General features: G+C 53.7%; 26 protein-coding genes. 8 read left to right on the top strand and 18 right to left on the bottom strand.

What is annotated here, in order from left to right; all coding sequences use genetic code 11:
- Nucleotides 1-15 precede the first annotated feature (15 nt).
- Both AC2LB6_RS19880 and soxR read right to left on the bottom strand, forming a co-directional pair.
- Nucleotides 16-681: a glutathione S-transferase family protein gene (locus AC2LB6_RS19880; RefSeq protein WP_490094829.1), complete on the bottom strand. Its 666-nt coding sequence runs from the start codon at nt 679-681 to the stop codon at nt 16-18.
- Nucleotides 682-720: 39 nt separating this feature from the next.
- On the bottom strand, nt 721-1,206 hold the full coding sequence (gene soxR, locus AC2LB6_RS19875; protein WP_090963716.1) for a redox-sensitive transcriptional activator SoxR: 486 nt from the start codon (nt 1,204-1,206) through the stop codon (nt 721-723).
- Nucleotides 1,207-1,306: 100 nt separating this feature from the next.
- Between soxR and soxS the strand changes: the two genes are divergently transcribed.
- Both soxS and AC2LB6_RS19865 read left to right on the top strand, forming a co-directional pair.
- Nucleotides 1,307-1,732, top strand: coding sequence for a superoxide response transcriptional regulator SoxS (soxS, locus tag AC2LB6_RS19870; RefSeq protein WP_490094825.1), 426 nt, complete (start codon nt 1,307-1,309; stop codon nt 1,730-1,732).
- Between the two features lie 253 nt (nt 1,733-1,985).
- The gene (locus tag AC2LB6_RS19865) at nt 1,986-2,267 is read left to right on the top strand and encodes a YjcB family protein (RefSeq protein WP_136197508.1); all 282 of its coding nucleotides are present in this window, start codon (nt 1,986-1,988) and stop codon (nt 2,265-2,267) included.
- Nucleotides 2,268-2,333: 66 nt separating this feature from the next.
- Here AC2LB6_RS19865 and AC2LB6_RS19860 read toward each other — a convergent pair whose 3' ends face one another.
- Together AC2LB6_RS19860 and AC2LB6_RS19855 are read right to left on the bottom strand one after the other, a co-directional pair.
- A complete protein-coding gene (locus AC2LB6_RS19860; protein ID WP_031591771.1) occupies nt 2,334-3,284 on the bottom strand; it encodes an ATP-grasp fold amidoligase family protein in 951 nt (316 codons plus the stop codon).
- 8 nt (nt 3,285-3,292) lie between these two features.
- Nucleotides 3,293-4,549, bottom strand: coding sequence for an oligosaccharide flippase family protein (locus tag AC2LB6_RS19855; RefSeq protein WP_090963709.1), 1,257 nt, complete (start codon nt 4,547-4,549; stop codon nt 3,293-3,295).
- A gap of 526 nt (nt 4,550-5,075) precedes the next feature.
- Here AC2LB6_RS19855 and AC2LB6_RS19850 point away from each other — a divergent pair.
- Nucleotides 5,076-5,471, top strand: a complete 396-nt coding sequence (locus AC2LB6_RS19850; RefSeq protein ID WP_090963707.1) for a transposase — start codon at nt 5,076-5,078, stop codon at nt 5,469-5,471.
- A 922-nt stretch (nt 5,472-6,393) separates the two neighbouring features.
- Here AC2LB6_RS19850 and AC2LB6_RS19845 read toward each other — a convergent pair.
- Nucleotides 6,394-7,353 (bottom strand): DMT family transporter, encoded by a 960-nt coding sequence (locus AC2LB6_RS19845; RefSeq protein ID WP_490094824.1) that lies wholly within the window; start codon nt 7,351-7,353, stop codon nt 6,394-6,396.
- A gap of 78 nt (nt 7,354-7,431) precedes the next feature.
- Nucleotides 7,432-8,259: an AraC family transcriptional regulator gene (locus tag AC2LB6_RS19840; RefSeq protein WP_490094823.1), complete on the bottom strand. Its 828-nt coding sequence runs from the start codon at nt 8,257-8,259 to the stop codon at nt 7,432-7,434.
- 123 nt (nt 8,260-8,382) lie between these two features.
- On the opposite strand from AC2LB6_RS19840, the gene AC2LB6_RS19835 reads away from it, so the two are divergent.
- Entirely contained in the window at nt 8,383-8,904 is a 522-nt protein-coding gene (locus AC2LB6_RS19835; protein ID WP_490094822.1) for an isochorismatase family protein, read from the top strand.
- 70 nt (nt 8,905-8,974) lie between these two features.
- Here the strand turns inward: AC2LB6_RS19835 and ssb1 are convergent, their stop codons facing one another.
- Entirely contained in the window at nt 8,975-9,535 is a 561-nt protein-coding gene (gene ssb1 / locus AC2LB6_RS19830; protein ID WP_090963699.1) for a single-stranded DNA-binding protein SSB1, read from the bottom strand.
- Nucleotides 9,536-9,759: 224 nt separating this feature from the next.
- Between ssb1 and uvrA the strand changes: the two genes are divergently transcribed.
- The gene (gene uvrA, locus AC2LB6_RS19825; RefSeq protein WP_490094821.1) at nt 9,760-12,588 is read left to right on the top strand and encodes an excinuclease ABC subunit UvrA; all 2,829 of its coding nucleotides are present in this window, start codon (nt 9,760-9,762) and stop codon (nt 12,586-12,588) included.
- 233 nt (nt 12,589-12,821) lie between these two features.
- On the top strand, nt 12,822-13,886 hold the full coding sequence (locus tag AC2LB6_RS19820; protein WP_490094820.1) for an NAD(P)-dependent alcohol dehydrogenase: 1,065 nt from the start codon (nt 12,822-12,824) through the stop codon (nt 13,884-13,886).
- A gap of 51 nt (nt 13,887-13,937) precedes the next feature.
- Here the strand turns inward: AC2LB6_RS19820 and AC2LB6_RS19815 are convergent, their stop codons facing one another.
- The 6 genes from AC2LB6_RS19815 to dnaB all read right to left on the bottom strand — a co-directional run bounded on the left by AC2LB6_RS19815 (nt 13,938) and on the right by dnaB (nt 18,905).
- A complete protein-coding gene (locus AC2LB6_RS19815; RefSeq protein ID WP_490094819.1) occupies nt 13,938-14,261 on the bottom strand; it encodes an MmcQ/YjbR family DNA-binding protein in 324 nt (107 codons plus the stop codon).
- Nucleotides 14,261-14,680, bottom strand: coding sequence for a secondary thiamine-phosphate synthase enzyme YjbQ (locus AC2LB6_RS19810; protein ID WP_490094818.1), 420 nt, complete (start codon nt 14,678-14,680; stop codon nt 14,261-14,263). The genes AC2LB6_RS19815 and AC2LB6_RS19810 overlap by 1 nt, the downstream gene beginning before the upstream one ends.
- A gap of 120 nt (nt 14,681-14,800) precedes the next feature.
- Nucleotides 14,801-15,994: an amino acid aminotransferase gene (locus tag AC2LB6_RS19805; RefSeq protein WP_490094828.1), complete on the bottom strand. Its 1,194-nt coding sequence runs from the start codon at nt 15,992-15,994 to the stop codon at nt 14,801-14,803.
- A gap of 39 nt (nt 15,995-16,033) precedes the next feature.
- Nucleotides 16,034-16,648, bottom strand: a complete 615-nt coding sequence (locus AC2LB6_RS19800; protein ID WP_490094817.1) for a YitT family protein — start codon at nt 16,646-16,648, stop codon at nt 16,034-16,036.
- Between the two features lie 241 nt (nt 16,649-16,889).
- Nucleotides 16,890-17,369, bottom strand: a complete 480-nt coding sequence (locus AC2LB6_RS19795) for an Lrp/AsnC family transcriptional regulator (RefSeq protein ID WP_490094816.1) — start codon at nt 17,367-17,369, stop codon at nt 16,890-16,892.
- 129 nt (nt 17,370-17,498) lie between these two features.
- Nucleotides 17,499-18,905: a replicative DNA helicase gene (gene dnaB / locus AC2LB6_RS19790; protein WP_003855755.1), complete on the bottom strand. Its 1,407-nt coding sequence runs from the start codon at nt 18,903-18,905 to the stop codon at nt 17,499-17,501.
- A 96-nt stretch (nt 18,906-19,001) separates the two neighbouring features.
- Between dnaB and AC2LB6_RS19785 the strand changes: the two genes are divergently transcribed.
- Nucleotides 19,002-19,985, top strand: a complete 984-nt coding sequence (locus AC2LB6_RS19785; protein ID WP_490094815.1) for a quinone oxidoreductase — start codon at nt 19,002-19,004, stop codon at nt 19,983-19,985.
- 211 nt (nt 19,986-20,196) lie between these two features.
- Here AC2LB6_RS19785 and pspG read toward each other — a convergent pair whose 3' ends face one another.
- From pspG to AC2LB6_RS19770, 3 genes are all read right to left on the bottom strand, one after another.
- Nucleotides 20,197-20,463 (bottom strand): envelope stress response protein PspG, encoded by a 267-nt coding sequence (gene pspG / locus AC2LB6_RS19780; RefSeq protein WP_490094814.1) that lies wholly within the window; start codon nt 20,461-20,463, stop codon nt 20,197-20,199.
- 180 nt (nt 20,464-20,643) lie between these two features.
- Nucleotides 20,644-21,636: a tRNA dihydrouridine(20/20a) synthase DusA gene (gene dusA / locus AC2LB6_RS19775; RefSeq protein ID WP_490094813.1), complete on the bottom strand. Its 993-nt coding sequence runs from the start codon at nt 21,634-21,636 to the stop codon at nt 20,644-20,646.
- A 106-nt stretch (nt 21,637-21,742) separates the two neighbouring features.
- Entirely contained in the window at nt 21,743-22,990 is a 1,248-nt protein-coding gene (locus tag AC2LB6_RS19770; protein ID WP_490094812.1) for a conjugal transfer protein TraF, read from the bottom strand.
- 450 nt (nt 22,991-23,440) lie between these two features.
- Between AC2LB6_RS19770 and zur the strand changes: the two genes are divergently transcribed.
- The gene (zur, locus tag AC2LB6_RS19765; RefSeq protein WP_090963681.1) at nt 23,441-23,962 is read left to right on the top strand and encodes a zinc uptake transcriptional repressor Zur; all 522 of its coding nucleotides are present in this window, start codon (nt 23,441-23,443) and stop codon (nt 23,960-23,962) included.
- A gap of 86 nt (nt 23,963-24,048) precedes the next feature.
- Here zur and AC2LB6_RS19760 read toward each other — a convergent pair whose 3' ends face one another.
- Together AC2LB6_RS19760 and dinF are read right to left on the bottom strand one after the other, a co-directional pair.
- Nucleotides 24,049-24,261 carry a CsbD family protein gene (locus tag AC2LB6_RS19760; protein WP_090963679.1) on the bottom strand — a complete coding sequence of 71 codons (213 nt, stop codon included), beginning with the start codon at nt 24,259-24,261 and terminating at the stop codon, nt 24,049-24,051.
- Nucleotides 24,262-24,426: 165 nt separating this feature from the next.
- On the bottom strand, nt 24,427-25,749 hold the full coding sequence (gene dinF, locus AC2LB6_RS19755; RefSeq protein WP_490094811.1) for an MATE family efflux transporter DinF: 1,323 nt from the start codon (nt 25,747-25,749) through the stop codon (nt 24,427-24,429).
- Nucleotides 25,750-25,775: the final 26 nt, after the last annotated feature.

The raw sequence follows: 25,775 nt of genomic DNA, 5'->3' as shown, positions 1-25,775 counted from the left end.
CGATAAATGAGGGCATTAGCCAGGCAGCGAAAGCTCACCACCCTGTGCAATCGCGCGTTGCCAGGCGGCACGCTGCTGCACAGTCTGCAGCCATTGCCCGGTGGCGGGCATCTGATCCAGTCCGGCACGTTGCGCCAGCGCCAGCAGCGGAAAGCTCATCTGGATATCCGCAATCGAGAAACGCTGGCCAGCAAACCAGGGATTGGCCGCCAGATGCTGTTCGATCATCTGCATGTGCGGCTTCAGCTGTTTATCAAGGAACGCCTTCTGCACCCCTTTACCGAATGCCGCCCCGACCGGACGCAGCAGCCACGGCACAGGCGCTTTGCCCATCTGACCGAAGATCAGCTTCATCACCAGCAGCGGCATCAGCGAGCCTTCAGCATAGTGCAGCCAGTAACGGCACTGCAGCCGTGAAGCCTCATCACTGACTTTCAGCCGGAACTCGTGATCATATTTCTCTTCGAGGTATTCGAGAATGGCCCCTGATTCTGCCACTACCTGGTTGCCATCGGTAATGACTGGCGATTTCCCCAGCGGATGTACTTTTTTCAGCGCCTCCGGGGCCAGCATGGTCGGTTCGCGTTGATAGCGTTTCATCTGGTACGGCACTTCCAGCTCTTCCAGCAGCCACAGCACCCGATGCGAGCGCGATTTCTCAAGATGGTGAACGGTGATCATCATGATTCCCTGTGTTTTGACCTTCACCAAGTATAGACGTCACTCCACATCCGGATGTTTATCATCCTGTTCCGGGTCGAGCAGCACCGCACCCGAGCCCTGCTGACCCAGCCGGTCACCGGGATTGCGCAGTGGGCAGTCGCGCATCGACAGGCAGCCGCAACCGATGCAGCCATCCAGGTCATTACGCAGGCGGGTCAGGGTTTCAATGCGCTTATCCAGCTCTTCACGCCAGTGCTGAGTCAGCGCATCCCACTCCGGTGCCGACATGCGCTTATTCGCCGGAATATGATCCAGACTGTCACTGACAGTCGCCAGCGGAATGCCGATGCGCTGCGCAATCTTGATAATCGCGACGCGTCGCAGCACATCACGGCTATATCGACGCTGATTGCCGCTGTTACGGGTGCTGGAGATCAGCCCTTTGGTCTCATAGAAATGCAGCGCCGAGACCGCCACACCGCTGCGGCGCGCCACTTCACCCGGTGTTAAAACCGGTTTTGGATAGTTGCGTTCTTTTTTCATCAGGCTCTTTACCTCAAGTTAACTTGAGGAATTATACTCGCTCTCCATCGAAACCCCTAAACTCCCATTACCGCTTATTAAGCACCAGAAGGATGAGGCCATGATGCAAGAAGAGATCATTCATTCCCTGACGCACTGGATTGACCAGCACCTGGATAAGAGCCTGTCTATCGATGAAGTTGCGGCGAAATCGGGCTATTCGAAATGGCATCTGCAGCGTATGTTCCGTTCCGTAACGAAACAGACGCTGGGTGGCTATATTCGTGAGCGTCGCCTGACGCTGGCAGCGGAAGCCCTGTCGCAGACACAGCGCCCGGTGTTTGATATTGCGATGCAGTATGGCTATGACTCGCAGCAGACCTTCTCACGGGTGTTTCGTCGTCAGTTTGCTCAGACGCCTACTGCATACCGCCAAACTATGCGTCGCCAGGCGATTCAGCGTCCTCGCCTGCTGAGTTTTGGCTATAACGATCCGATCAATAGCTTTACCCAGCGTACCACCGGCGAGTGCTGCCCGATTCGCTAATTCTCCGTTGCGCCCGTTCCGGGCGCATCTGACTGATTTTCCCGCCGTTCTTCTTCTGCTGCTTACCCTTCCTTCGTACCATTGCCATAGCCGTGTAAATTTTGTTCAAAATTTAAAATCGAGTGATATAATGTGACCCAAGTCACACTTTGAACCTGGTTTGACGGCGAATAAGTCTCCCCTGACACACTTTTTCGCCGCCGGTGATGTCTGCAGATTGTCAGGATTACCTGTTGATATTGAGGTCCGGCCGATGGCTACGTTAACCACCAGTTTTCTTGTTATGCGTTGGGAATTGCTGAGCGCAATCATGATGTTTTTTGCCAGCACCCTGAAAACTAAACTTCGTCAGGATAGCCGTCATGTGATGGCATTCATGTGTGGCGGAATTGGTTTAGGCATGACCTGCTGGTTTGTTACCGGTCTGATGGGCATTACCCTGAGCATGGAAAACGTGCATAACTTCGTAGAGATCTCAAAGCATGCCTTTATCGATGCGATGAGCCAGGCGCCTGCTGACTGGCCGATGCCCTGAGTGATTCTCTGAATTTTGCGCATAAAAAACCCCGCTAAGCGGGGTTTTTTATATTGCTGTGTGTGCTTAAATTTTCTTTAACATGGCAGGGATATTTACATCCTGCACTGTAACGCCCGGGCTCTGCGTTCCGCGGCGATCCTGAATCCACATATCTCCCATCATCTGATTTAAACCACGATCTAAGCCGGTGACCAGTCCTGCACCTGGGGTGAAGGTCAGTTCGCCAAAGTAGATGCGTTCGTCATGGATATACCAGTCCACACGCACGTAGTCGAAATCGCTGGCCAGCTTCTTGCTCAGTTCGAGCGCATGTTCCAGTGACGGCATAATCGGTGACACATCCAGACCGGTATCGCGAATCTTGTGATAGGCCTCATTGAGGTTATTCACGTAGAAGTTCATCGACAGCAACGGCTGGCAGCGGTTGTAGATCACCTGCAGCACATATTCGAACTTGCCATCACGCTTGTTGAACATATGGAACTTGTAATCAATCGGCGCGCTCTTGCCATCACCAATGTACTTCTCAACCAGGATACGTGGCTTGATGTAACGATAGTGAATCTCACGCGCTTCGTTGGCAAAGTCGGTCTTCAGCCAGCGATAGCAGTCATGAATGATCTGCTGCTTGCGCAGTGCGTCCGGTTCTTCCAGCAGAATCTCAACCATGTTGGAGGCGTGGTTCGGCTTAATCACCGTCCCCTTCCAGCAGGGTAAGCTGTTCAGCGTTGTCGGGTCAGTGGTTTCGTGTACCAGCGGAATCAGGTATTCATTACCGATTTTTTCAGCAATGAATTCGCGCACCGAGTACTTATCTGACAGACGACCGTAATTCTGGTAATCGCCGAAGATAAACTTACGGTACAACACCTTCTCGTTGAACACTTTTGGCTGACGCAGATTGGGCAGCTTTCTGAACTTGTGGAAGTAGTAAATGCGGTCCTGATAAGCCCAGGGCATCTTCTTAATAAAGTACTGCACACTTCTTCTGAGTTCTTCTTTCAACTTGAGCATATCTGACCTCATTTGTATGTTTTGTAGTTGAGTGAGGAAACCTGAATCTTTTGAATGACGCCGTTTTTAAAGAAGTAATTCATTACGGTCAGGGACAAAAGTTCTGAAAGGAAAACGCTCCACGCGGCCCCCATGATGCCGTGACCCTGGATCAACCACCAGGAGAGCGGCAAACTGATGACCATCAGGCAGATGATTTTCCTCAGCAAGTAGTTAAATCCTCCCTCTTTGACCATGTAGCGATACGCTACGGTCCCCATTGCCGAAAAGCTGGTCGCTATCGACAGCAACGTAATGAGACTTCCTGACTGTGTGTATTCCGGTCCGTACAACGCAATGATGATCCGCTCGCCGTACAGCGAAATGACGAGCAGCATCACCAATGAAACACCCATAACGTAACCATTAAGCCGCGCCGCCAGCTTAATGGCGACCTCGCCGCGCTCCCTGAAGATCTCAGTGAAGCAGGAGGTAATGAGCGCCACCGGGATAAAAATCCAGGAGGCGGAAATCGTATTCGCCGCCGCAAACAGGCCAAGGTCGCGGGCAGGAGCCGTGCCTGCCAGGAACATCTGCGCTGCCTTGACCTGCACCGAGATGAAGATGCTGGAGATCGCCAGCGGCAGTCCGGCATACATCAGATAGCGCAGATAAGCGGTGCGCTTTTCGCGCGGCGGCATCTGATCCTGATGGTCCTGATAAAAGTTGTGACGCTTAATCAGGTAAGGCACCAGGGTCACAGCAACAATCGACAGCGTCAGCCACAGCGGATTAAGACGCAGCCAGGCAACGGTGAAGCTGATGCCGAAACTCAGCAGCATGCCCACAGCGTTAGCGATGGTGTTAAGACGCGAGGCAAGACGCGCGTTGTTATAAACGCTGAAGGTGTCCTGGGTGACAAAAACCGAGGCAATAAATGAGGCCAGTGCAAATGCCAGGAAGTTTTCCTGCATGTTGTACCAGACCCAGATTAAGACTGGCACCGAAGTGACCAGCAATAACACCATGCGCATCGTGCGGGCGATGGTCATCAGGCGCAGGCCTTTTGACGCATTTTTGCTGACGCGCTTAAACAGAATGGTTTCGGTGCCAAAGATTGCAACGGTTTGCACCATCGCAAATAGTGAGGTAGAAAACGCCATCTGGCCAAACACCGTTGGGCCAAAGGATTTCGCCACGTAAGACGTCACAAAAATGACGCCAAAAACGGAGATGATCTTCTCAGACATCATCCAGGCGGCATTAGACATTACGCTCAATTTCATCGACTCTTCCTTAGTATTACTCAACTACAACCGCTTCGGTACAACATCCCTGTAACGAATTAATAAGCGCTCAGTGGGCCTGGCGAAAACGTAAGACTTCAGACCAAGCTGGTCCGAAAATTGAGATGCAAATCATAATCCGGAGAGTGAATTCAGGATAATTCTTATTATAAATGGCGCGAATCACTTCAAATGGAAACGATTTCAGGCTGAAAATAAAAACAACCTCAAAGAGCCCTACCCGGCATATTAATCACGTCGGTCAGGCTAAATATCCAGTGCACGGAGTATTTTTTCGTATTTTGGATGCGATGAATTTATAACAAAAATCCCCCTCCAGGAAGGCGCGCCCCCCGGATAAGAATAAAATAAGATTTATCCCATGATGATATTTCTTCTAAATATCTTAATTTAGGCTTCGCAATTCAATTCGCGCACTTTAATACTGCCTTAATAAAATCTTACAGTGCCAGAAATTATTAAAGTCATTCTCATCCATTAATCGATAAGAAAGGTAAGAGCATTTATGAGAAAGTCACGATACAGCGAAGATCAAATCACAAATGCCATTAAAGCTTCTGAATCGGGCGTGAAAGTCAGAGAGATCTGTGAAGAGTTAGGTATCTCTGAAGCCACGTTCTATAGCTGGAAGAAGAAGTTTTCTGGGTTGTCTTCGGAAGAAGGCAGAAAAATCAAGGAGCTGGAAGAAAAACTGCAAAACATCACACGTGAATTGCAGACGCTCAACTCGGATAAAGAGATGCTGCAGAGCGTTCTGAAGCACTTCTTTACGACTAATGAAAAACGTCAGGCTGTGGATTTTCTGCAGACTACCTTCGACATCGGTACCCGTCGTAGCTGCCGCTTATTAGATATCAGCCGCAGCGTATACCATTATCCGTCAGGCACGGAGAACCGCTAAACCCAATGCTACCGCGCTTTTTAGACTTAACGCTGAGATTTGTTCTTACCAGAAGAGATGAAGATCATTTAACAGGACAATTGCGGCACCCTTTTCCGCTCCATTTATAACTAATGAATGGCTTCACGGCTAAGCTTCTTTTTTTGCGGTAAAATTGATTCACAACAGCAAAAGTCTCTCATTATACGGCTATTCTTCCCCTCCCAATCTCGTTTACGCGGGATTGGGCCCTTCATTTTTACGTAAGCCCAGCTAATCGTCGGAACTAATCCCCTTCAATTCTATTAAGCCACTTTAATCATCGCGCGAAAAACAACCATCATACTTTTCAGTTAATGGTGGCACTAACTCAAATTTTACGGCTTCGTTTTAATTCCCGGCTATGGGCTTATTGCATTAACTTACTCCAGGATTAATCCGGGATAGATAGTTTATTACTCCTTATCACTAACGTTAAGTGTCTATCTTGTCACTCTCTTCATTGCGCATCATTGATGCCAGAGATTAATCTTTAATTAATAACGCAGCGGCGGAATTTTCTTACTCATTTATCACTGAGTGAAGTTAATAGTGGTTTCTGGTCTCTCTTTCTCAGGGCCATACCGCATTAAATAGCCGCTGATAAAAGCGTAACGTCCATAATGCTGCGCTATTTTTCCTGATTAATGACGGATATCTGAGCAGTAACTCCCTCCCAGGACTGAAAAGGGCTGCGCTTAGCAGACCCTGAGTGCCGTTTTTTCACTGAAGAATGGGGGATGAGAGAGACAATTGGGGGTGGCGGTACAATCACGCAGCGGTATGAAATCGATTTCGCGGCACAAATCTGCCGGAGAGCGAGCAAATCGGGGTAGGGTTTAATCTTAAAAAGCCGCGCGGCGTGTTATCCGCGCGGCAGAGGTCTTTTGGCGATCTTCGCGGTTTACTCTTTAATCGCGACGACGAGAGGCTGCGGTTTGATACGCATCGCCCACAGGACTCCGGCCATCAGACAAACAATGCCCGTCACGGTGAGCAGGGGTGGCCAGCTTTGATACCAGAGAAAAGTCCACAACAGGCCGAAAAGAATCTCAAAAACAATCAGTGGCCCCATCAGTACGGTGGGCAGACGCTGGCTGGCTGCGTTCCAGCATAAGGTCCCCAGCCAGGAACAGAGCAGACCAATCGCCAGCATCAGGGAGATAAACACCCCAGGACGCGGCCCAAACGGGAGCGAAAAAGTCGGCTGTAGCCAGGCGAGCTGCGCGCTGACCAGCGCGTACATGATGAGCGCCATCGGCAGCGTCACAACTCCCTGTGCTGTTGCCCAGGTCGAGGGTCGCAGTTCGGGATGTGTGCGCAGCCAGCGGGCATTGCGTAGCGGATACCAGGTCCAGCAGACCACAGCCAGCAGCGCCAGTACGATACCGGTCAGATAACGGCTGAGATCAAGCGTGTGGCCCTGACTCTGTAGCTCCGCCGCATTCACGCAGAGTAATCCGGCCGCCATCATGATCAGTGCCGGAAACAGCCGCCGCCACGGCAGGCGTCCTTCAAGATGGCCGTAACAGAGATTGGCAGTGACGGCGATCACCACCGGCAGCGTGCCGATAATCATAGTGGAGACCGGCCCGCCAGTGCGCTGAATGGCATTCGCCAGAAACGCATAGTAGAAGAGGTTTCCCACCAGCGAGAGCTTTACCGCCTCACACCAGTCAGCCCGGGCCAGCTTGCGCAGGCGATGACGACCGTGCCAGGCCAGCGGCAGCGCAATCAGCCCAAACGCAACATAACGTCCCGCCGATTGCAGCGCGCCAGGATAGTCAGGCACCAGCAGCGGCCCGACAAAGATCAGCCCCCACAGCAGCCCGGCGGTGATGGCATACATGACACCAGCAAACATGATTTCTTCCTTAATAGGGTGTTTTAGCGCAGTGTGGCGGGTTCGGTCGGGAAATGCTTGTAGCAGATTGCGGTTGTGTCAGGGCTGGCGCACCTGTTTTTGATAGCGGCCCGGCGTGACGCCATAACGGTTAGCAAAGGCGCGCGTCAGATGGGCCTGATCGGTTAATCCCACCGCCGCCGCAACGCTGGCGGCCGCTTCCCCCTGTGCCAGCCTTTGCTTGGCGTCGTAAAGCCGGAAAGCCATCAGCATCTGATGCGGCGTAACGTGATAGTGCTGGCGAAAGGCGCGTAAGAAGTGCCACGGCGAAAGCGATGCCAGCGCCGCCAGCTCATTCAGCCGCACCGGTTCTGCGAGGTTTGCGCGCAGAAAATCTTTTACCTGATCAAAACGATGCCGGGCATCGGGTCTGCCCTGTGAGGACATGCGTGCCAGCGGACGAATCTGCAACAGCAGTTCAGCGAGCAGGCTCTGCCGCGCCAGTTCAGACTCCGCCTGCCAGAGTGTGGCAAGCAGACGGGAAAGCGGCCGCGCCACGCGTGGATCGGTCAGCAACGCCTCGTTGAACCACCAGCCGCGATCGCCGGTCAGTTCATCCATCAGTTGCGGCTGAATGTAGATCATCTGGTAGCGCCAGCCCTCTTCGCACGCTGACTCACCGGTATGTAGCTCGTCCGGGTTCATCATGACCAGCGAGTTCTCCGGCGCAGTATATTCGGTGCCGCGATAGCGAAAACGCTGCGCGCCGGCTTCGATAGTGCCGATCCCAAAGGCTTCATGGGTATGAGGTTCAAAAGCATAGCGGGAGATGTGGGCCTGATAGAGTTCCACACCGGGCAGCTCAGCGAGTTGCTGAAACCGGGCGCGATCTTTTTCACAGGGGAAACTAGCCGGAACACCTTCCACTTCTCTCTCCTTAATTTAAACGATGGCCTATTTAGCATGCCTGCGACTTGGGTGAAAATGCAAAAGATTGCTATCCGTAGCGCCTCAGGTAACACTGTTTTTTTCTGATTGATGGGATTAAGCATGGCACAGCGCGTGGTATTGGTTATCGATATGCAGAATGGAGTCTTCAGCTCACCACGCTTCGACAAGGCGGGACGGATTGCGCAGATTAACCGGCTGACTGAACGCGCCGATATCACAATATTTGTCCAGCACCGCGAAGGCGTGATGTATGAGGGTAATGACGCTTTTAATCTGCTGCCGGAAATCGCTCAGCCTGATGGCGCGCACTATGTCACTAAAACCGCCTGCGACAGCTTCTGGCAAACTGAGCTGGCCGCGCTGTTAAAGAGGCTGGCAGTTGAGGAATTTGTGGTGTGCGGTTGTGCCACTGACTACTGCCTGGATACCACGATAAAAGTCGGGGCCAGTGCGGGCTATGCCATTACCGTTGCCGCTGATGCGCACACCACGGCAGATCGCCGCTGGGTCAGCGCCGAAGCGCTGATTAACCAGCACAATGAGGTGTGGGCCTCACTGCTGATCCCCGACAACGTGCCACGGGTACTGAACACAGACGAGATTGTGGCTGAATGGTCGTAACCGACAGCGAAAGCCGCGCATAAAAAAAGCCCGCATAAGCGGGCTTTTTTGCACTCTCTGGTCAACGGAATCAGAATGGAATATCGTCGTCGAAATCCATTGGTGGTTCGTTGTTGTTGCTGGCCGGAGCGCTCTGTGGCTGCTGCTGCGGACGAGACTGCGCGCCGCCACTGAACTGGTTGTTGTTGCCCTGCGGCTGCTGCGGCTGACCCCAGCCATTGTTGCCGCCGCCCTGCGCGCCGCCACCTGCTGGTGCACCCGCACCGGCGTTACCGCCCTGCTGACGGCCACCCAGCATCTGCATGGTGCCACCAACGTTAACCACGACTTCGGTGGTGTAACGTTCCTGGCCACCCTGATCCTGCCATTTACGGGTGCGTAGCTGGCCTTCGATGTAGACCTGCGACCCTTTTTTCAGGTATTCGCCTGCGACTTCAGCCAGTTTGCCAAACAGCACCACACGGTGCCACTCAGTGATCTCTTTGTTTTCACCGGTCTGCTTGTCGCGCCAGCTTTCAGAAGTAGCCAGCGTAATGTTGGCAACAGCGCCACCATTTGGCATGTAACGTACTTCCGGATCCTGACCCAGATTCCCGACAAGAATCACTTTGTTAACGCCACGACTGGCCATGTTGCTGTCTCCCGATGAGTTAATGCATACAGTCTAATCTATCAATTCTAACACGTCCTGCGGTCTGTTTCCCACTTTCGAGCGGGGTTCCAGTTTTAATCCTCTGCGCTCCCGAGGCCGAGAGTACTGGATATTTATTCAGTCTATTTTTTGTGCCATAATGACACGTTTATTCTGGCCGTGTCGGCAAGGCGCGGTGAGTGCTGCTAATCCGGGAAAGGTGAATGGATAAGATCGAAGTTCGTGGTGCCCGCACCCATAATTTGAAAAACATCAACCTGACCATCCCACGCGACAAACTCATTGTGGTGACCGGCCTGTCAGGTTCAGGTAAATCCTCACTGGCGTTTGATACGCTGTATGCGGAAGGTCAGCGCCGCTATGTAGAGTCGCTCTCTGCGTATGCGCGCCAGTTTCTTTCGTTAATGGAGAAGCCGGACGTCGATCATATCGAAGGTTTGTCGCCCGCCATTTCCATCGAACAGAAATCCACCTCGCATAACCCACGTTCGACCGTGGGAACCATCACTGAGATCCACGATTATCTGCGTTTGCTGTTTGCCCGCGTAGGCGAACCGCGCTGCCCGGATCATGATGTGCCGCTGGCGGCGCAGACCGTGAGCCAGATGGTGGATCAGGTACTTTCCCAGCCTGAAGGCCGTCGCCTGATGCTGCTGGCACCGGTGGTGAAAGATCGTAAGGGTGAGCACACAAAGACGCTGGAGAATCTGGCGACGCAGGGCTATATCCGTGCGCGTATCGATGGCGAAGTGTGTGACCTCTCCGATCCGCCAAAACTTGAACTGCAGAAGAAGCACACCATTGAAGTGGTCATTGACCGCTTTAAAGTGCGTGAAGATCTGGCGACCCGTCTGGCGGAATCGTTTGAAACCACGCTGGAGCTCTCCGGCGGCACGGCTATCGTGGCGGACATGGATGACAGCGCTGCAGAAGAGCTGCTCTTCTCGGCTAACTTCGCCTGCCCAATCTGTGGTTACAGCATGAGCGAGCTGGAGCCGCGCCTGTTCTCGTTTAACAACCCAGCGGGTGCCTGTCCAACCTGCGATGGTCTGGGCGTGCAGCAATATTTTGATCCTGACCGCGTGGTGCAGAATCCCGAGCTTTCGCTGGCGGGCGGTGCAATTCGCGGCTGGGATCGCCGCAACTTCTACTACTTCCAGATGCTGCGTTCGCTGGCGGAACACCTCGATTTTGACATCGAAGCGTCGTTCGGCAGCCTGCCAGAAAACGTGCAGAAAGTGATTCTGTACGGTTCAGGCAAAGAGAGTATCGAATTTAAGTACATCAACGATCGCGGCGATACGTCGGTTCGCCGTCATCCGTTTGAAGGCGTGCTCAATAACATGGAGCGCCGCTACAAAGAGACCGAATCCTCAGCGGTACGCGAAGAGCTGGCGAAATTTATCAGCAACCGCGCCTGTGCCAGCTGTGAAGGTACCCGTCTGCGTCGTGAAGCGCGCCACGTTTTCGTAGAGAACACCACGCTGCCGACCATCTCTGAGATGAGCATCGGCCATGCAATGTCCTTCTTTGAAAACATGAAACTCAGCGGCCAGCGTGCGCAGATCGCCGAGAAAATCCTGAAAGAGATTGGCGATCGCCTGAGCTTCCTGGTCAACGTCGGCCTGAACTACCTGTCGATGTCACGCTCTGCTGAAACCCTGTCCGGCGGTGAAGCACAACGTATCCGTCTGGCCAGTCAGATCGGTGCCGGTCTGGTTGGAGTAATGTATGTGCTGGATGAGCCTTCAATCGGCCTGCATCAGCGCGACAACGAACGTCTGCTTGGTACCCTGATTCATCTGCGCGACCTCGGTAACACGGTGATCGTGGTTGAGCATGATGAAGACGCGATTCGTGCCGCTGACCATGTGATCGACATCGGTCCGGGTGCAGGTGTGCATGGCGGACAGGTCGTCGCTGAAGGAACTGTTGATCAGATTATGGCGGAAGACGCGTCTCTGACCGGCCAGTTCCTGAGCGGCAAGCGCGGCATTGTGGTGCCAGAGGAACGCGTCAAAGGCGATCCGGCCAAAGTGCTGAAGATTACCGGCGCACGTGGCAACAACCTCAAAGATGTCACGCTGACGCTACCGGTCGGGCTGTTCACCTGTATTACCGGGGTTTCAGGCTCGGGTAAATCCACCCTGATCAACGATACGCTCTTCCCGATTGCCCAGCGGGCGCTGAACGGCGCGACTATCGCCGAACCGGCACCTTACCGTGAGGTGATGGGACTGGAGCACTTCGACAAAGTGATCGACATCGACCAGAGCCCGATTGGCCGTACACCACGCTCCAACCCGGCCACCTACACCGGCATCTTCACCCCGGTGCGTGAACTGTTTGCGGGCGTGCCGGAAGCGCGTTCGCGCGGCTACAATCCGGGCCGCTTCAGCTTTAACGTACGTGGCGGACGCTGTGAAGCCTGTCAGGGCGATGGTGTGCTGAAAGTCGAGATGCACTTCCTGCCGGACATTTATGTGCCGTGCGACCAGTGCAAAGGCAAACGCTATAACCGTGAAACGCTGGAAGTGAAATACAAAGGCAAGAGCATTCACGAAGTGCTGGAAATGACCATTGAAGAGGCACGTGAGTTCTTCGATGCGGTGCCAGCGCTGGCGCGTAAGTTGCAGACGCTGATCGATGTGGGTCTCACCTACATTCGCCTCGGTCAGTCCGCCACTACCCTTTCCGGCGGTGAAGCCCAGCGTGTGAAGCTGGCGCGTGAGCTGTCGAAGCGTGGCACTGGTCAGACGCTCTACATTCTGGATGAGCCGACCACTGGCCTGCACTTTGCCGATATCGAGCAGCTGCTGGAAGTGCTGCATAAGCTGCGCGATCAGGGCAACACCATCGTAGTGATTGAGCACAACCTCGATGTGGTCAAAACTGCAGACTGGATTGTGGATCTCGGTCCGGAAGGCGGCAGCGGCGGCGGTGAAATCCTGGTGGCGGGTACGCCAGAAACCGTGGCGGATTGTGAGAAATCACATACCGCACGCTTCCTGAAACCTCTGTTACAGAAGTAATTTTTTCAGGCCCGCCACGTGCGGGCCTTTTACTCTCCTCTGCCGATTCAGCCAGAAAAATGCAGAATCAGGCAAGATTCAGACATGTATAGGCATATACGCTTTTCCCCACGCTGACTATCCTTAAGCGGTTCCTCTTCGGCACGCCCGTGGCGTCGCCCTGTTTTCGCAGCACATCAACGCTGCTGCACATCATCGAATAACACTCACGACACATCGAAACTGGAGACACCATGAATATTACGCATGCGTATGCTGCTCAGGATGCAAAATCCAAACTGGCACCGTTCGATTTTAAGCCGCGTGAGCTGCGCGCCCATGACGTTCAGCTTGAAGTGCTGTTCTGTGGCGTTTGCCACTCAGACCTGCACCAGGCCCGAAATGAATGGAAAAACACCATTTTCCCTGTGGTTCCGGGTCATGAAATCGTCGGTCGCGTGACTGCCGTTGGTCCGCAGACGCAGAAATACAAAGTCGGCGATCTGGTCGGCGTTGGCTGCATGGTCGATTCATGCCGCGGCTGTCCGAGCTGTCAGCAGGGTCTGGAGCAGTATTGCGAAAACGGCTTTGTCGGCACCTATAACGGCGAAGATCGCGAAACCGGCGCCATTACCTACGGCGGATACTCAACGTCGATGGTGGTTGATGAAGGTTTTGTACTGCGCATTCCGGAGAACCTGGAGCTGGCAGGCGTGGCACCGCTGCTGTGTGCCGGTATCACCACCTATTCGCCGCTGCGTCACTGGAATGTCGGTCCTGGCAAGAAAGTAGGTATCGTAGGCTTAGGCGGCCTGGGCCATATGGGCGTGAAGATTGCGCATGCCATGGGCGCGCATGTGGTGCTGTTCACCACCTCACCATCCAAAATTGAAGATGGCAAACGTCTGGGTGCCGATGAAGTCGTGATCTCCAAAGATCCGGAGCAGATGGCGCAGCACGCAAACAGCTTTGACTTCATTCTGAATACCGTGGCGGCTCAGCACGATCTCAACCCGTTCATCACCCTGCTGAAGCTGGATGGCAACATGACGCTGGTGGGTGCACCGGAACACGATCACCCGGCACCGCAGGTATTTAACCTGATCTTTAAACGTCGCAGCCTTGCCGGTTCACTGATCGGCGGCATCGCAGAGACCCAGGAGATGCTCGATTTCTGTGGTGAGCACGGCATTACGTCAGACATTGAACTGATCGCGATAGACCAGATCAATGAAGCCTATGAACGCATGCTGAAAAGCGATGTGAAATACCGCTTCGTTATCGACATCAATACCCTGCGCGAGCAGCCTGCCGCGTAACCCACTGCCTCTGAACCCTCTTACCCAGGTAAGAGGGTTTTTTATTGCCGTTTAGCGGGCAGCTGCAACCTGCTGGAATGAGGCATCCACCAGATAGTAAATCTGCGAATCTTTCAGCGAACCGTCCAGGAACAGCGTGCTCCAGTGTGACTTGTTCAGATGCTCGCTGGGAATGATGTCGCTATGCTCTTCGCGCAGTAATTCGGCCAGCGCAGGCGTCGATTTCAGCGAGACCGCTGGCCGCCCTTTGACTTCATGTACCATTGCAAACAGCACACCGTTGCTTTTGATCTGCGTGGCTTTCCAGTCACTATGGACGCTCTGCTCCGCGCCCGGCTTGCTCATGCAATAGGTCAGTAAGTCTGAGTTATTCATTACGATTCCCCTTGTAAAGTGGCGACAATCCGCCTGGCACCGCCCTCAATGCGATGCTCGCCCAGCCAGATACCCTGCCAGGTGCCCAGCACCAGACGTCCCCGCTGAACCGGTAATAACAACGAAACCCCTAAGGTCGACGATTTGATGTGCGCCGGCATATCATCCCGCCCTTCGTAGTCGTGCTGATAAGGCGCATTCTCCGGCACGTGCCGCATGAAATGCTGTTCCATGTCGCTGCGCACTGTCGGGTCGCAATTCTCATTTAAGGTTAACGACGCCGAGGTGTGCTGCAACAGCAGATGCAGCAGACCGGTTTTGATATCATGCAGTCCGGAGAGCGCGTTCACGATCTCATCGGTGACCAGATGAAACCCGCGCGGCTTCGCGCTCAGCGTAATAGTTTGTTGATGCCACATAGCTTATTCCTGAAACGGTTACCCCGTTTAAGTGTGCAGCATGTCGCCGAAAGGTAAACCCTGACCCATAAAAAAACCGCCAGAGATAACCCTGACGGTTTTTTAACAGCCTGGCTGCCTTTACATCACGGCGGCAAAGGCTTCAGCGACCTGATGCACATTTTTGCTGTTCAGACCGGCCACACACATGCGGCCGCTGCCCACCAGATAGATGCCAAATTCGTTACGCAGACGATCGACCTGCTGCACACTCAGGCCGGTATAGCTGAACATGCCACGCTGCTTCAGCAGGTAGTCGAAGTTTTTACCTGGTAGTGCGGTGCTCAGCACGTCCACCAGCGACTGACGCATGTCCAGAATGCGTAAGCGCATCGCTTCCACTTCAGCCAGCCAGCTGGCTTTCAGCTCGTCATCGTTGAGTACGCGCGCGACAACCTGCGCACCGAAATTCGGCGGACTGGAGTAGTTGCGGCGAACCGTAGCTTTTAACTGGCCCAGCACACGCGCTGACTCTTCGGCGCTGTCACAGACGATAGAGAGACCGCCCACGCGCTCGCCATAGAGCGAGAAAATTTTGGAGAAGGAGTTGCTCACCAGCGCAGGCAGGCCCGCCGCCGCGACTGCGCGCAGCGCATAGGCATCCTGCTGCATGCCGGCACCAAAGCCCTGATAGGCGATATCCAGGAAAGGAATCAGCTGCTGTGCTTTCAGCACCTCAACGGTCTGATCCCACTGTGCATCAGTCAGGTCAGCGCCGGTCGGGTTATGACAGCAGGGATGCAGTAGCACGATGCTCTGCGCTGGCAGGGTTTTCAGGGTGCTGATAAAGGCATCAAACCGCACACCGTGGGTCTCTGCGTCATACCAGGGATAGGTATTAACCTCAAAACCTGCGCCATTAAAAATCGCAACGTGGTTTTCCCAGGTCGGATCACTGACCCAGACCGCAGACTGCGGGAAGTAACGCTTCAGGAAATCCGCACCCACTTTCAGCGCACCAGAACCACCCAGCGTCTGAATAGAGGCGATTCGGCCTGCGTTTAACACCGGATGATCGGCACCAAACAGTAGCGGTGCAATCGCACTACGGTAGCTGTTCAGTCCTTCCATCGGCAGATAGAGCGATGCCTGATGTGGCTCAGCATAGAGCTGCTCTTCGGCAGCCGCTACGGCCTTTAGCTGCGGGATGATGCCCTTTTCATCATAATAGAGCCCGATACTCAGGTTAACTTTGTGCTCGCGTGGGTCTTGTTTGAAAGCTTCCATCAACGACAGAATCGGATCGCCAGCATAGGCATCAACGTTTTGAAACACGGTGTAGGTCTCCATGATTGGTCCAGAGGTAAGATACGGTTAAACCCGATATCGTCCCGGACGGTGGTTCATTGCAATAATCAGATTCAGGATCACCGCACCCGCGATCGACGCGAGCAGGATGGGGCCACTCACCACAAACAGTGACGCCAGCACGACGCAGGTATCAACCGCCATCTGCAGTTTACCCGCGCGGATCCCAAAGCGATCCTGTAGCCACAGGGCCAGAATATTGATGCCGCCCAGACTCGCCTTATGACGAAATAACACTATAAACCCGATTCCCATGATGACGTTACCGAACAGTGTCGCATAGAAGGGGTTAATAGCAGAAAAGTGGACGAACAGCGGGTGCAGCTGGGTGAACAGCGAAACCAGCCCGACGGCACAGAAGGTTTTCAGGGTAAATTCCCAGCCCATGCGTTTTACCGCCAGCCAGTAAAAAGGGATGTTGATCAGGAAGAACGCGCTGCCGAACGAGAGCGGCGAGAGATAGCTGATCAGAAAGGCGATGCCTGCGGTGCTGCCGGTCAGCGCGCCCGCCTGTTTCAGCATAATGACGCCGAATGAGACCATCAGGGTGCCAAGCACCATCGCCAGCGCATCTTCAATGCGCGAATGCGGGACGCGGGAGGGTTCTGCGATGTTATCCATAGGGGTTTTCTCAGTGCAAATGATGCGGTCCTGATGCAAAAAACGCACCATCGCCACAGCATTGAACGACTGTAAACCCGATGTCCACGATATCCTGTTGATATCTAAGGCGCTTAATAAAAGAACTTTGTGCATCAATTGCGGATGATACCGTCAACCTATGCGTTAAATTCCGTTACGATGCGTGTTAATTGCACTTATTACCGAAAGTGTGCACCAAAACCGCACAGCATGCACCTTTTTAGCGCGTCTTCTGCTCAGGCAGCATCATCAGCCCGTTCTCTTTCATTCTTCCCAGCACCACCGAGGTTTTCACATGGGAAACGCTCTGGTGGCCCGCGACTAACTGGCTGATTAACGCACTGAGAGAATTGAGATCGGCCACCGCCACTTTGAGCAGATAGTCAGCGTCGCCGGTAGTTTTATAGGCATCCACGATCGCCTGCTCCTGCTCCACCATGCGGTGAAAACTCTCAACATATTCGGCGGTGTGGTTGATTAAGCGCACCTCTATTAATCCCACCATGCCAAGCCCGATGGCATCGGGCGATAGCCGGGCGTGATAACCCAGGATGAGTTTAGCCTGTTCCAGATTGATACGGCGGCGGGAACATTGTGAGGCGGAAAGGCCAACCAGATCGCTGAGTTCCTGATTGGTCAGACGGCCGTTAGATTGTAATAAAGTCAGGATTTTAAGGTCGTAATCGTCTACGTGAGTCATTCCGTTTCCACAGCGTGATGGGCGTCGCTTTGTTACAGATAACCCGATAACCCGAGAGGTTGTCCAACACTATTTTCAGATGATGGGGGCTGTCATGCACAGATCGTGCATGACAGCACAAACCGGGGATTATTCGTCGTCGTATTGCGGGCCAGCGTAGTTATCAAAGCGCGACCACTGGCCGTTAAAGGTCAGGCGCACTGTACCGATTGGGCCGTTACGCTGTTTACCCAGAATGATCTCGGCGATCCCTTTGAGATCGCTGTTTTCGTGGTAAACCTCATCGCGATAGATAAACATAATCAAATCCGCATCCTGCTCGATCGAACCCGATTCACGCAGATCCGAGTTGACCGGACGCTTGTCAGCACGCTGTTCCAGTGAGCGGTTAAGCTGCGACAGCGCCACTACCGGCACATTCAGCTCTTTGGCCAGTGCTTTCAGCGAGCGGGAGATCTCCGCAATTTCCAGCGTACGGTTGTCCGAAAGCGCCGGGACGCGCATCAACTGCAAATAGTCGATCATGATCATGCTCAAGCCACCGTTTTCACGGTAGATGCGCCGGGCACGCGAACGTACTTCGGTAGGCGTCAGGCCAGAAGAGTCATCAATGTACATGTTCTTCTTCTCCAGCAGGATGCCCATGGTACCGGAGATACGCGCCCAGTCCTCATCATCCAGCTGTCCGGTTCGGATGCGAGTCTGATCGACGCGGGAGAGCGAGGCCAGCATACGCATCATGATCTGCTCGCTGGGCATCTCCAGACTGAAGATCAGCACCGGCTTCTCCTGCAGCATGGCGGCGTTTTCGCATAGGTTCATCGCAAACGTGGTTTTACCCATCGACGGACGTGCGGCGACAATAATCAGGTCAGAGCCCTGCAGGCCCGCGGTCTTTTTATTCAGATCCTGATAGCCGGTATCGACGCCAGTGACGCCATCGTGCGGGGTCTGATAGAGCGATTCGATACGGGAGACTGTCGATTCCAGAATCTGCTCAATGTTTTTCGGGCCAGCATCTTTATCCGCGCGCGCTTCCGCAATTTTAAAGACGTTCGACTCCGCGAAGTCGAGCAGTTCTTCGCTGTTACGTCCCTGCGGATCGTAACCGGCATCGGCAATCTGGTTGGCGACGGAGATCATCTCGCGCACCACCGCACGTTCGCGCACGATGTCAGCATAAGCGCCGATGTTCGCCGCGCTCGGGGTATTTTTCGCCAGTTCAGCCAGATAGGCAAAGCCGCCCGCCATCTCCAGTTCGCCACGGGTTTCCAGCGATTCGGAGAGCGTAATCAGGTCAATGGGCTTGCTGTTTTCCAGCAGCCGCTGCATCTCGGAAAAAATCAGCCGATGCGAGCGGTTGTAAAAGTCATTCGCGACGACGCGCTCAGAGACGTTATCCCAGCGCTCGTTATCCAGCATTAACCCACCGAGCACCGACTGCTCCGCTTCCAGAGAATGCGGGGGCATTTTCACGCCTGCGAGCTGGCGATCCTGCGTTTCGTTCGATTTGTTGGTGGGTTTATTTCCTGCCATAGTGAATGCATTACCGATCTTCTGTGGGGACGCGCAAGTATACCTTAGTTGGGGTGCGTGCCTCACCCTCATGATGAAACAATCACAGGAGTCAGAATGGCAAAGCGTATTCAGTTCAGCGCGCATGGCGGCCCGGACGTTTTAGAGTGGACGGATTTCGAACCTGCTGACCCCGCTGAACATGAAGTGCAGGTTGAGAATCGCGCTATCGGGATTAATTACATCGATACTTATGTTCGCAGCGGGCTTTATCCGGTTGCCGGTTTTCCCTCTGGTCTGGGGACGGAAGCCGCGGGTGTCGTGTCGCGCGTAGGCCGTGGTGTGGCCCAGTTTAAACCCGGCGATCGCGTAGTCTACTGCATGGCGGCTATGGGTGCCTATAGCGAAGTGCACAACGTGGCAGAAGATCGCCTGATGCATCTTCCGGAAGCAATCAGCTTTGAGCAGGGTGCAGCCAGCTTTCTGAAAGGACTGACCACGCAATATCTGCTGCGCCAGACCTATAAAATCAGCGCCGGTGAAACCTTCCTGTTTCATGCTGCCGCTGGCGGCGTCGGGTTAATCGCCTGTCAGTGGGCAAAAGCGCTGGGCGCGCATTTGATTGGTACCGTGGGCTCAGCAGAAAAGGCCACGATGGCGAAAAATGCCGGTGCCTGGGCGACCATTAACTATCGCGAAGAGAATATTGCGCAGCGCGTCAGCGAACTGACGGAAGGGAAAAAAGTGGCAGTGGTGTATGACTCCGTGGGCAAAGATACCTGGGAAGCGTCGCTGGACTCGCTGCGTCGTCATGGCCTGATGGTGAGTTTTGGTAATGCTTCTGGTCCGGTGACCGGCGTTGATCTCAGCATTCTGAATAAGAAAGGCTCGCTGTTTGTGACTCGTCCTTCACTGTTTGGCTATGTCACCAACCGTCAGGAGATGGAAACCGCCAGCGCCGAATTGTTCTCGCTGCTGGCAAGCGGCGCAATTAAAGTGGATGTGCCGGAGCAGCAGAAGTTTGCGCTGAAACAGGCCAGTAAGGCGCACCAGATGCTGGAGAGCCGCGCCACCCAAGGATCCTGTCTGTTAATTCCGTAATCGCAGGCAACAAAAAGGGCTTCCGGTGGGAAGCCCTCTTCTTTTTTTTATTTTTTGTTCGCGCTGGTGTAGGGACAGCGGCGATGAATTCATGTCGAGTCGATGGCACATCGATTTGACGACAGGCATCCTGCCAGAAAACATAAGTAAAAAATATGTTTAATTGCAGATCAGCCCTGAACAATCTCTCACACTGTGATCGCTACCGCATTTAGCGCCAGCCTTTGCGGTCTAACCTGTTGATCTTACTTCTCAGCTTACGACGCGCTCGCTCATCGCTGTCGCCAAAAAAGGCACGATGCAGCCACACAGCAATCACCGCCAGCACCAGCCATGGCAACACTTTAATAACAATTGCAAACAGTCCACCGACAAACATCACGATGGTTGCGACCACCAGTGCCGCCAGCACGCCTAACAGCGAAACGCCGGTCAGCAACAGCATCAGGAAAAACCCTAATACGAATAATATTTCCACGTCAGCGCTCCTTTTTGAGATTGATTGTTATCGTTATTACAAAAAGCGTGCCAATAGTTAAATCATTGATTTTTAGCAAATAAGTGATAATCAGGAAAGAGCAACCTGGTGAGAAAAACCACAAAATGGCGTAAAAAAAACCAGCCTTCAGAGCTGGTTTTTTTGGGTTCCGATGAGGCGTCAGGCTTCCTGAGGGATCTTATCGGCGACCAGCGCCAGCGCCGCTTCAAGCACACGGACATCAGCACCCGGCTTGTGGGCGTTTTCACTCAGGTGGCGTCGCCATTGGCGGGCACCCGGAATACCCTGGAACAGGCCCAGCATATGGCGTGTAACGTGTCCCAGATACGTGCCCTTCGCCAGTTCCGCTTCAATATAGGGATACATGGCGCGTACCACTTCCACCGGGTTAGCCGGCGGATGCTGACGACCAAACAATGTCTGATCGACCTGCGCCAGAATGCCGGGGTTTTGATAGGCTTCACGTCCCATCATCACGCCATCGAGGTGCTGCAGATGAGTCTGTGCCTCTTCAAGCGTTTTCACGCCGCCATTAAGCGCGATCGTCAGTTGCGGAAAATCGCGTTTCAGCTGATAGACGCGGGGGTAATCCAGCGGTGGAATTTCGCGGTTCTCTTTGGGGCTGAGGCCGGAGAGCCAGGCTTTGCGCGCATGGATGATAAATGTCTCGCACTCACCGCGTCCCGCCACCGTGCCGATAAAGTCGGTCAGGAATTCATAGCTGTCCAGCTCATCAATACCGATACGGGTTTTCACCGTGACCGGAATGGAGACCACGTCGCGCATCGCTTTAATGGCATCTGCGACCAGATTCGCCTCAGCCATCAGGCAGGCGCCGAAACGGCCATTCTGCACCCGATCAGAGGGACAGCCGACATTAAGATTCACTTCATCGTAGCCGCGCTGCTCTGCCAGCTTCGCACACTGCGCCAGCGCCGCCGGATCGCTTCCGCCAAGCTGTAAGGCGACCGGATGTTCAGCCTCACTGTAAGCCAGGTAATCCCCTTTGCCATGAATGATCGCGCCCGTGGTCACCATTTCGGTATAGAGCAGCGTGTCACCGGTCAGCTGACGATGAAAATAGCGACAGTGACGATCGGTCCAGTCGAGCATAGGGGCGATAGAGAAACGTTGCGAAGAGAAATTAGGCATGAAGCGCAGACAATCCGGTAATTAAAGGTGATGGAATTCTGTGCAAGGATAACACAAGGGCGGGCGATAGTGCATCGCCCGCCCCCGAACAGCCTGAATAACGCGCTTAGAAGTTAAAGCCCAGCTGCATCATCGCGCCCCAGGTGTTGTTAGCACCCACTGAGCCAGCCAGATCCAGATGGACGGCTTTGTTAAACGGTGACACACCGAAACCTGCCGTGACGACATTCTCGTCATGAGAACGCATATCCGCACGATAACCGCCACGCAGCTGCAGCCAGTCAAGTACACGGTATTCCGCGCCCACAGCCGCATACTGGCTGTTATCCTGGCTTTTGAAGCGTTTGGTTTCAGTCAGATCCACATCGCCCGCCACAGTAAACGGACCTTTATCCCAGGACAGACCAGTGGTGACCAGCGGGCGAATCTGGTAGGTGTCGCGGTAACCGTTGACCTCTTTGGTCTGCAGATCGCGCGAAACCAGGTTCTGTCCGGTCAGACCCAGCGTCCAGTTTTCAGCAAAGGTGGTCGCCAGACCGGCATCAACGTTAAAGCCAGTGTCGGTGCTGCGATACTTACTATTGTTGATGTCGTTCTTGTCGTAGTTGTAGATGCTGGCGGTGTAGTTATAGAGCCAGGTTTTCTGCACTTTCGGCGTCACGCCTACTGATACCGGCTGACCGCCGATGGTGAACTCATGCGCTACCGCTACACCGTAATCGGTGGTCAGCGCCGCTAAGCCATTCGCGCTGGAGCGCAGGTTATTTTGATCGCCAGGACGAGGAAACGCCCCGTTTTCTATACTGCGCAGGTAGTCAATATCACTCTGTACCACGTTAGCGCGGACGTGCGCTGTCCCGTAGGCTTTGGTGATAAAGGCGAAAGGCAGAGTTTCATTAGGGATGGTAACGGCAACAGCCGCGCCGGCAGTACCGTCTGCTTTGTTACCGCGCAAATCGCTTAGCTTATCAGCAACATCACCTGAGGCAGCGCGCAGTTCAGAGTTAACACGGAAAAAATCTGCAAAAGTGAGGTTGCCAACAACGTCGCGGTAGCGATCAACGGTATCGGTGATGTCATCCACTTTGTCGATCAGCTTATCTTTGTCAGTAACCTGAATACCGGCTGAGGGAATAATAATGCTGACGTTATCGTCGGGTTTAGCACGCGTCATCAATGCCGGGTTCGCCAGCACTGCGGAGCCGTAAAGAGAAGATGCTACGCCGGTACCGCCCATGGCGTCATTACGTGCATCATACCAGGTCCCTGCCGCCATGGCGGAAGAAGAAAGGAAAAGCGCGGTCGCTACAGCGGAGTACTTCAGCGCTGAGCGTTGTGCGGGTTTTTTCACCATTTGCCTGCCATCACCTGAGAAATTGCCATTGAAACATTCAACGACTGAATAGTTTGTTAGCCCTATTGTGAACCCTGGCTAACGCGTTATTGCTGTGAATTCAAAGGAAACAGTGCCTTAATTCAAAGGATTGGACGTTTTCCAATCAAAAAACCGTTGTAATAGTTCAGACTGCGCCTGGAAATTTCAAATAATGCCAGACTTTTATTAAGTCTTTCTGAACATTACTTCTTAACTCAGTGAGATGCAAAGCAAAATGCCAACCAATTCCGCTTCAGGTCGATTCAGAATGGATCTGATTTGTCGTCAGATTTGAGATTAAAGGCGGCTTAAATTCTAATTATGCTGCTTTATCAGGCAAATAATGCTGTTCTTTCAGACGAAAACCCACCTCAGCACCGCGAAACTATATGTGATAAAATAACATCACTTATCCAGCGGAGAATTTTCATGACTAACATGACGTCGCAGCAAATTTTGATTCAGGCCGAAAAAATGTGCCTGCAGCGCGGTGTGCGTCTGACTTCACAGCGTGCTGAAGTGTTGCGCCTGATGGCTGAACAGCCCGGCTCAATCAGCGCCTACGATCTGCTGGATCAGCTTCGCGTCAGCGAACCGCAGGCTAAACCACCTACCGTCTATCGTGCGCTGGATTTCCTGCTTGAGCAGGGTTTCATTCATCGGGTGGAATCCAACAACAGCTACGTCATGTGTCACCACTTTGAAGCACCAGCTCATACGTCGGTGATGCTGGTCTGTGACCGCTGTGCCGCCGTTACAGAAAAGCAGGCGCAGGGGGTGGAGAAGATTATCGCGACGCTGGCGGGTGAGGCGCAGTTTGCATTACGCCATAGCGTGATTGAAGCACATGGTTTATGTGAAAGTTGTGCCGCCGTTGAAGCCTGTACGCATCATGAAAGCTGCGAACATGATCATCAGGATGAAGGTAAAAAGCGGGGAAAACGCGGGTAATCTGCACATCCTTGTGCGTTTCCATCCCTGTACCCTCCGGTGCGGGCACACCGAAGCGGTTTCAGCTGATTAACGGGATACCCTGATTACCAGCGGTGATCTTTGTTCTTGCCTTCCCAGTCCGTCACTTCGCGCTCTGCTTCATCTTTCGCATAGCCGTAACGTTCCTGGATTTTACCGACCAGCTGATCGCGTTTACCTTCGATAACCTGCATGTCATCGTCGGTCAGCTTGCCCCATTTCTCTTTCATTTTGCCTTTGAACTGCTTCCAGTTGCCGCTCGCTTCGTCTTTATTCATGGCAGACCTCCAATCCTCGGGTTTAATGATTATCTTGCTGCTTAACAAAATAACGATATAAATCGCTAGTTAACTGCGATGCTTAAAGTTAAATATAGCAGACAGTTTAATAACTGTAGAATAATACGGAATAATCTGTATCAACCCCGAGTCAACCCTGCAGGATCAGGCATCAAACCAGCTGTTCTGACGCCAGTGCTTACGCCAGATGAGCCACAGTGACAGGCCGCGCAGCGCCAGGAAAACCGTCACCGCCAGCCACAGGCCGTGGTTGCCCAGCACCGGTACACTGAGCAGCGTCAGAAAGTAGCCTGCCGCCGCCACGACCATGCTGTTACGCATCTCGCGTCCGCGCGTCGCTCCGATGAACATCCCATCCAGCAGATAACACCAGACGCCGATCAGCGGCATGATTATCTGCCAGACCAGATAGCGATCAGCTGTCTGCTGCAGTGACTCAAGAGAGGTCAGCAGGGTGACAATCTGCGGGCCAAAAATGGCATAAACCAGCGAGAAGAACAGCGCTACCACCACCGCCTGCCGACAGGCGGAGTGCCAGACGTGCTGCAATTTACTGCCATCTTTTGCGCCATGCGCTTCGCCGGCAAAAGCTTCAACCGCGTAGGCAAAACCATCCAGCGCGTAGGCAGTAAAGGTAATGAACATCAGTAATACCGCGTTAACTGCTACCACATCCGGACCCAGCCGTGCGCCCAGCACGGTCAGCGAGGCGAAACAGAGCTGCAGCATCAGGGAGCGCAGCATGATGTCCCGGTTCAGTCGCAGCAGCCGGCCGCTGTCACCGCGCCAGCTCTGCTTCAGCAGGTTTAGCGTAATACCGCGCAGCTTTAACACCCGCCAGACCATGATGCCGCCGACGCCCAGCGTGATGTACTCCGCCAGCGCCGTGGCGGTTGCTGCCCCCGCGACACCCCAGTGCAGCCCCATCACCAGCCAGAGATCGAGCACGATGTTAACCAGATTGCCTACCACCAGCAGGATCACCGGCGCGCGTGCATACTGCACACCCAGCAGCCAGCCCAGAATCACCAGGTTGGCCAGGGTGGCAGGCGCACTGAGCCAGCGAATCTGAATAAACAGCGCCGCCTGTTCCAGAACATCAGGATTGCCGCCAACCAGATGGGTCGCCAGCTGAATAATCGGATAACGTAAAGCGATGAACAGGATACCTGCCAGCAGCGCAATAATCAGCGGCTGCGTCAGCGCACGTGCAAGAGCGGTTTTATCGCCCGCACCAAACGCCTGTGCCGTCAGGCCAGTGGTACTCATTCGAAGGAAAAGCAGCAGCATAAAGAGGAAGCTGGTCACTGTGGTCCCGACCGCAACCCCGCCAAGATAGACAGGGCTGTCGAGATGACCAATAACTGCAGTATCGACCACTCCCAGTAAGGGAACGGTGATATTTGAAAGGATCATCGGCAGCGCAAGCCGCCAGAGATTTTTATCCGTTGCCGTGATAAAGCGCATTCGCCGTTCCGTGCTCAGTGTCGCTG

The organism is Pantoea sp. RCC30.1 (assembly GCF_058148845.1).
This window is presented reverse-complemented; position numbering and strand designations above follow the sequence as displayed.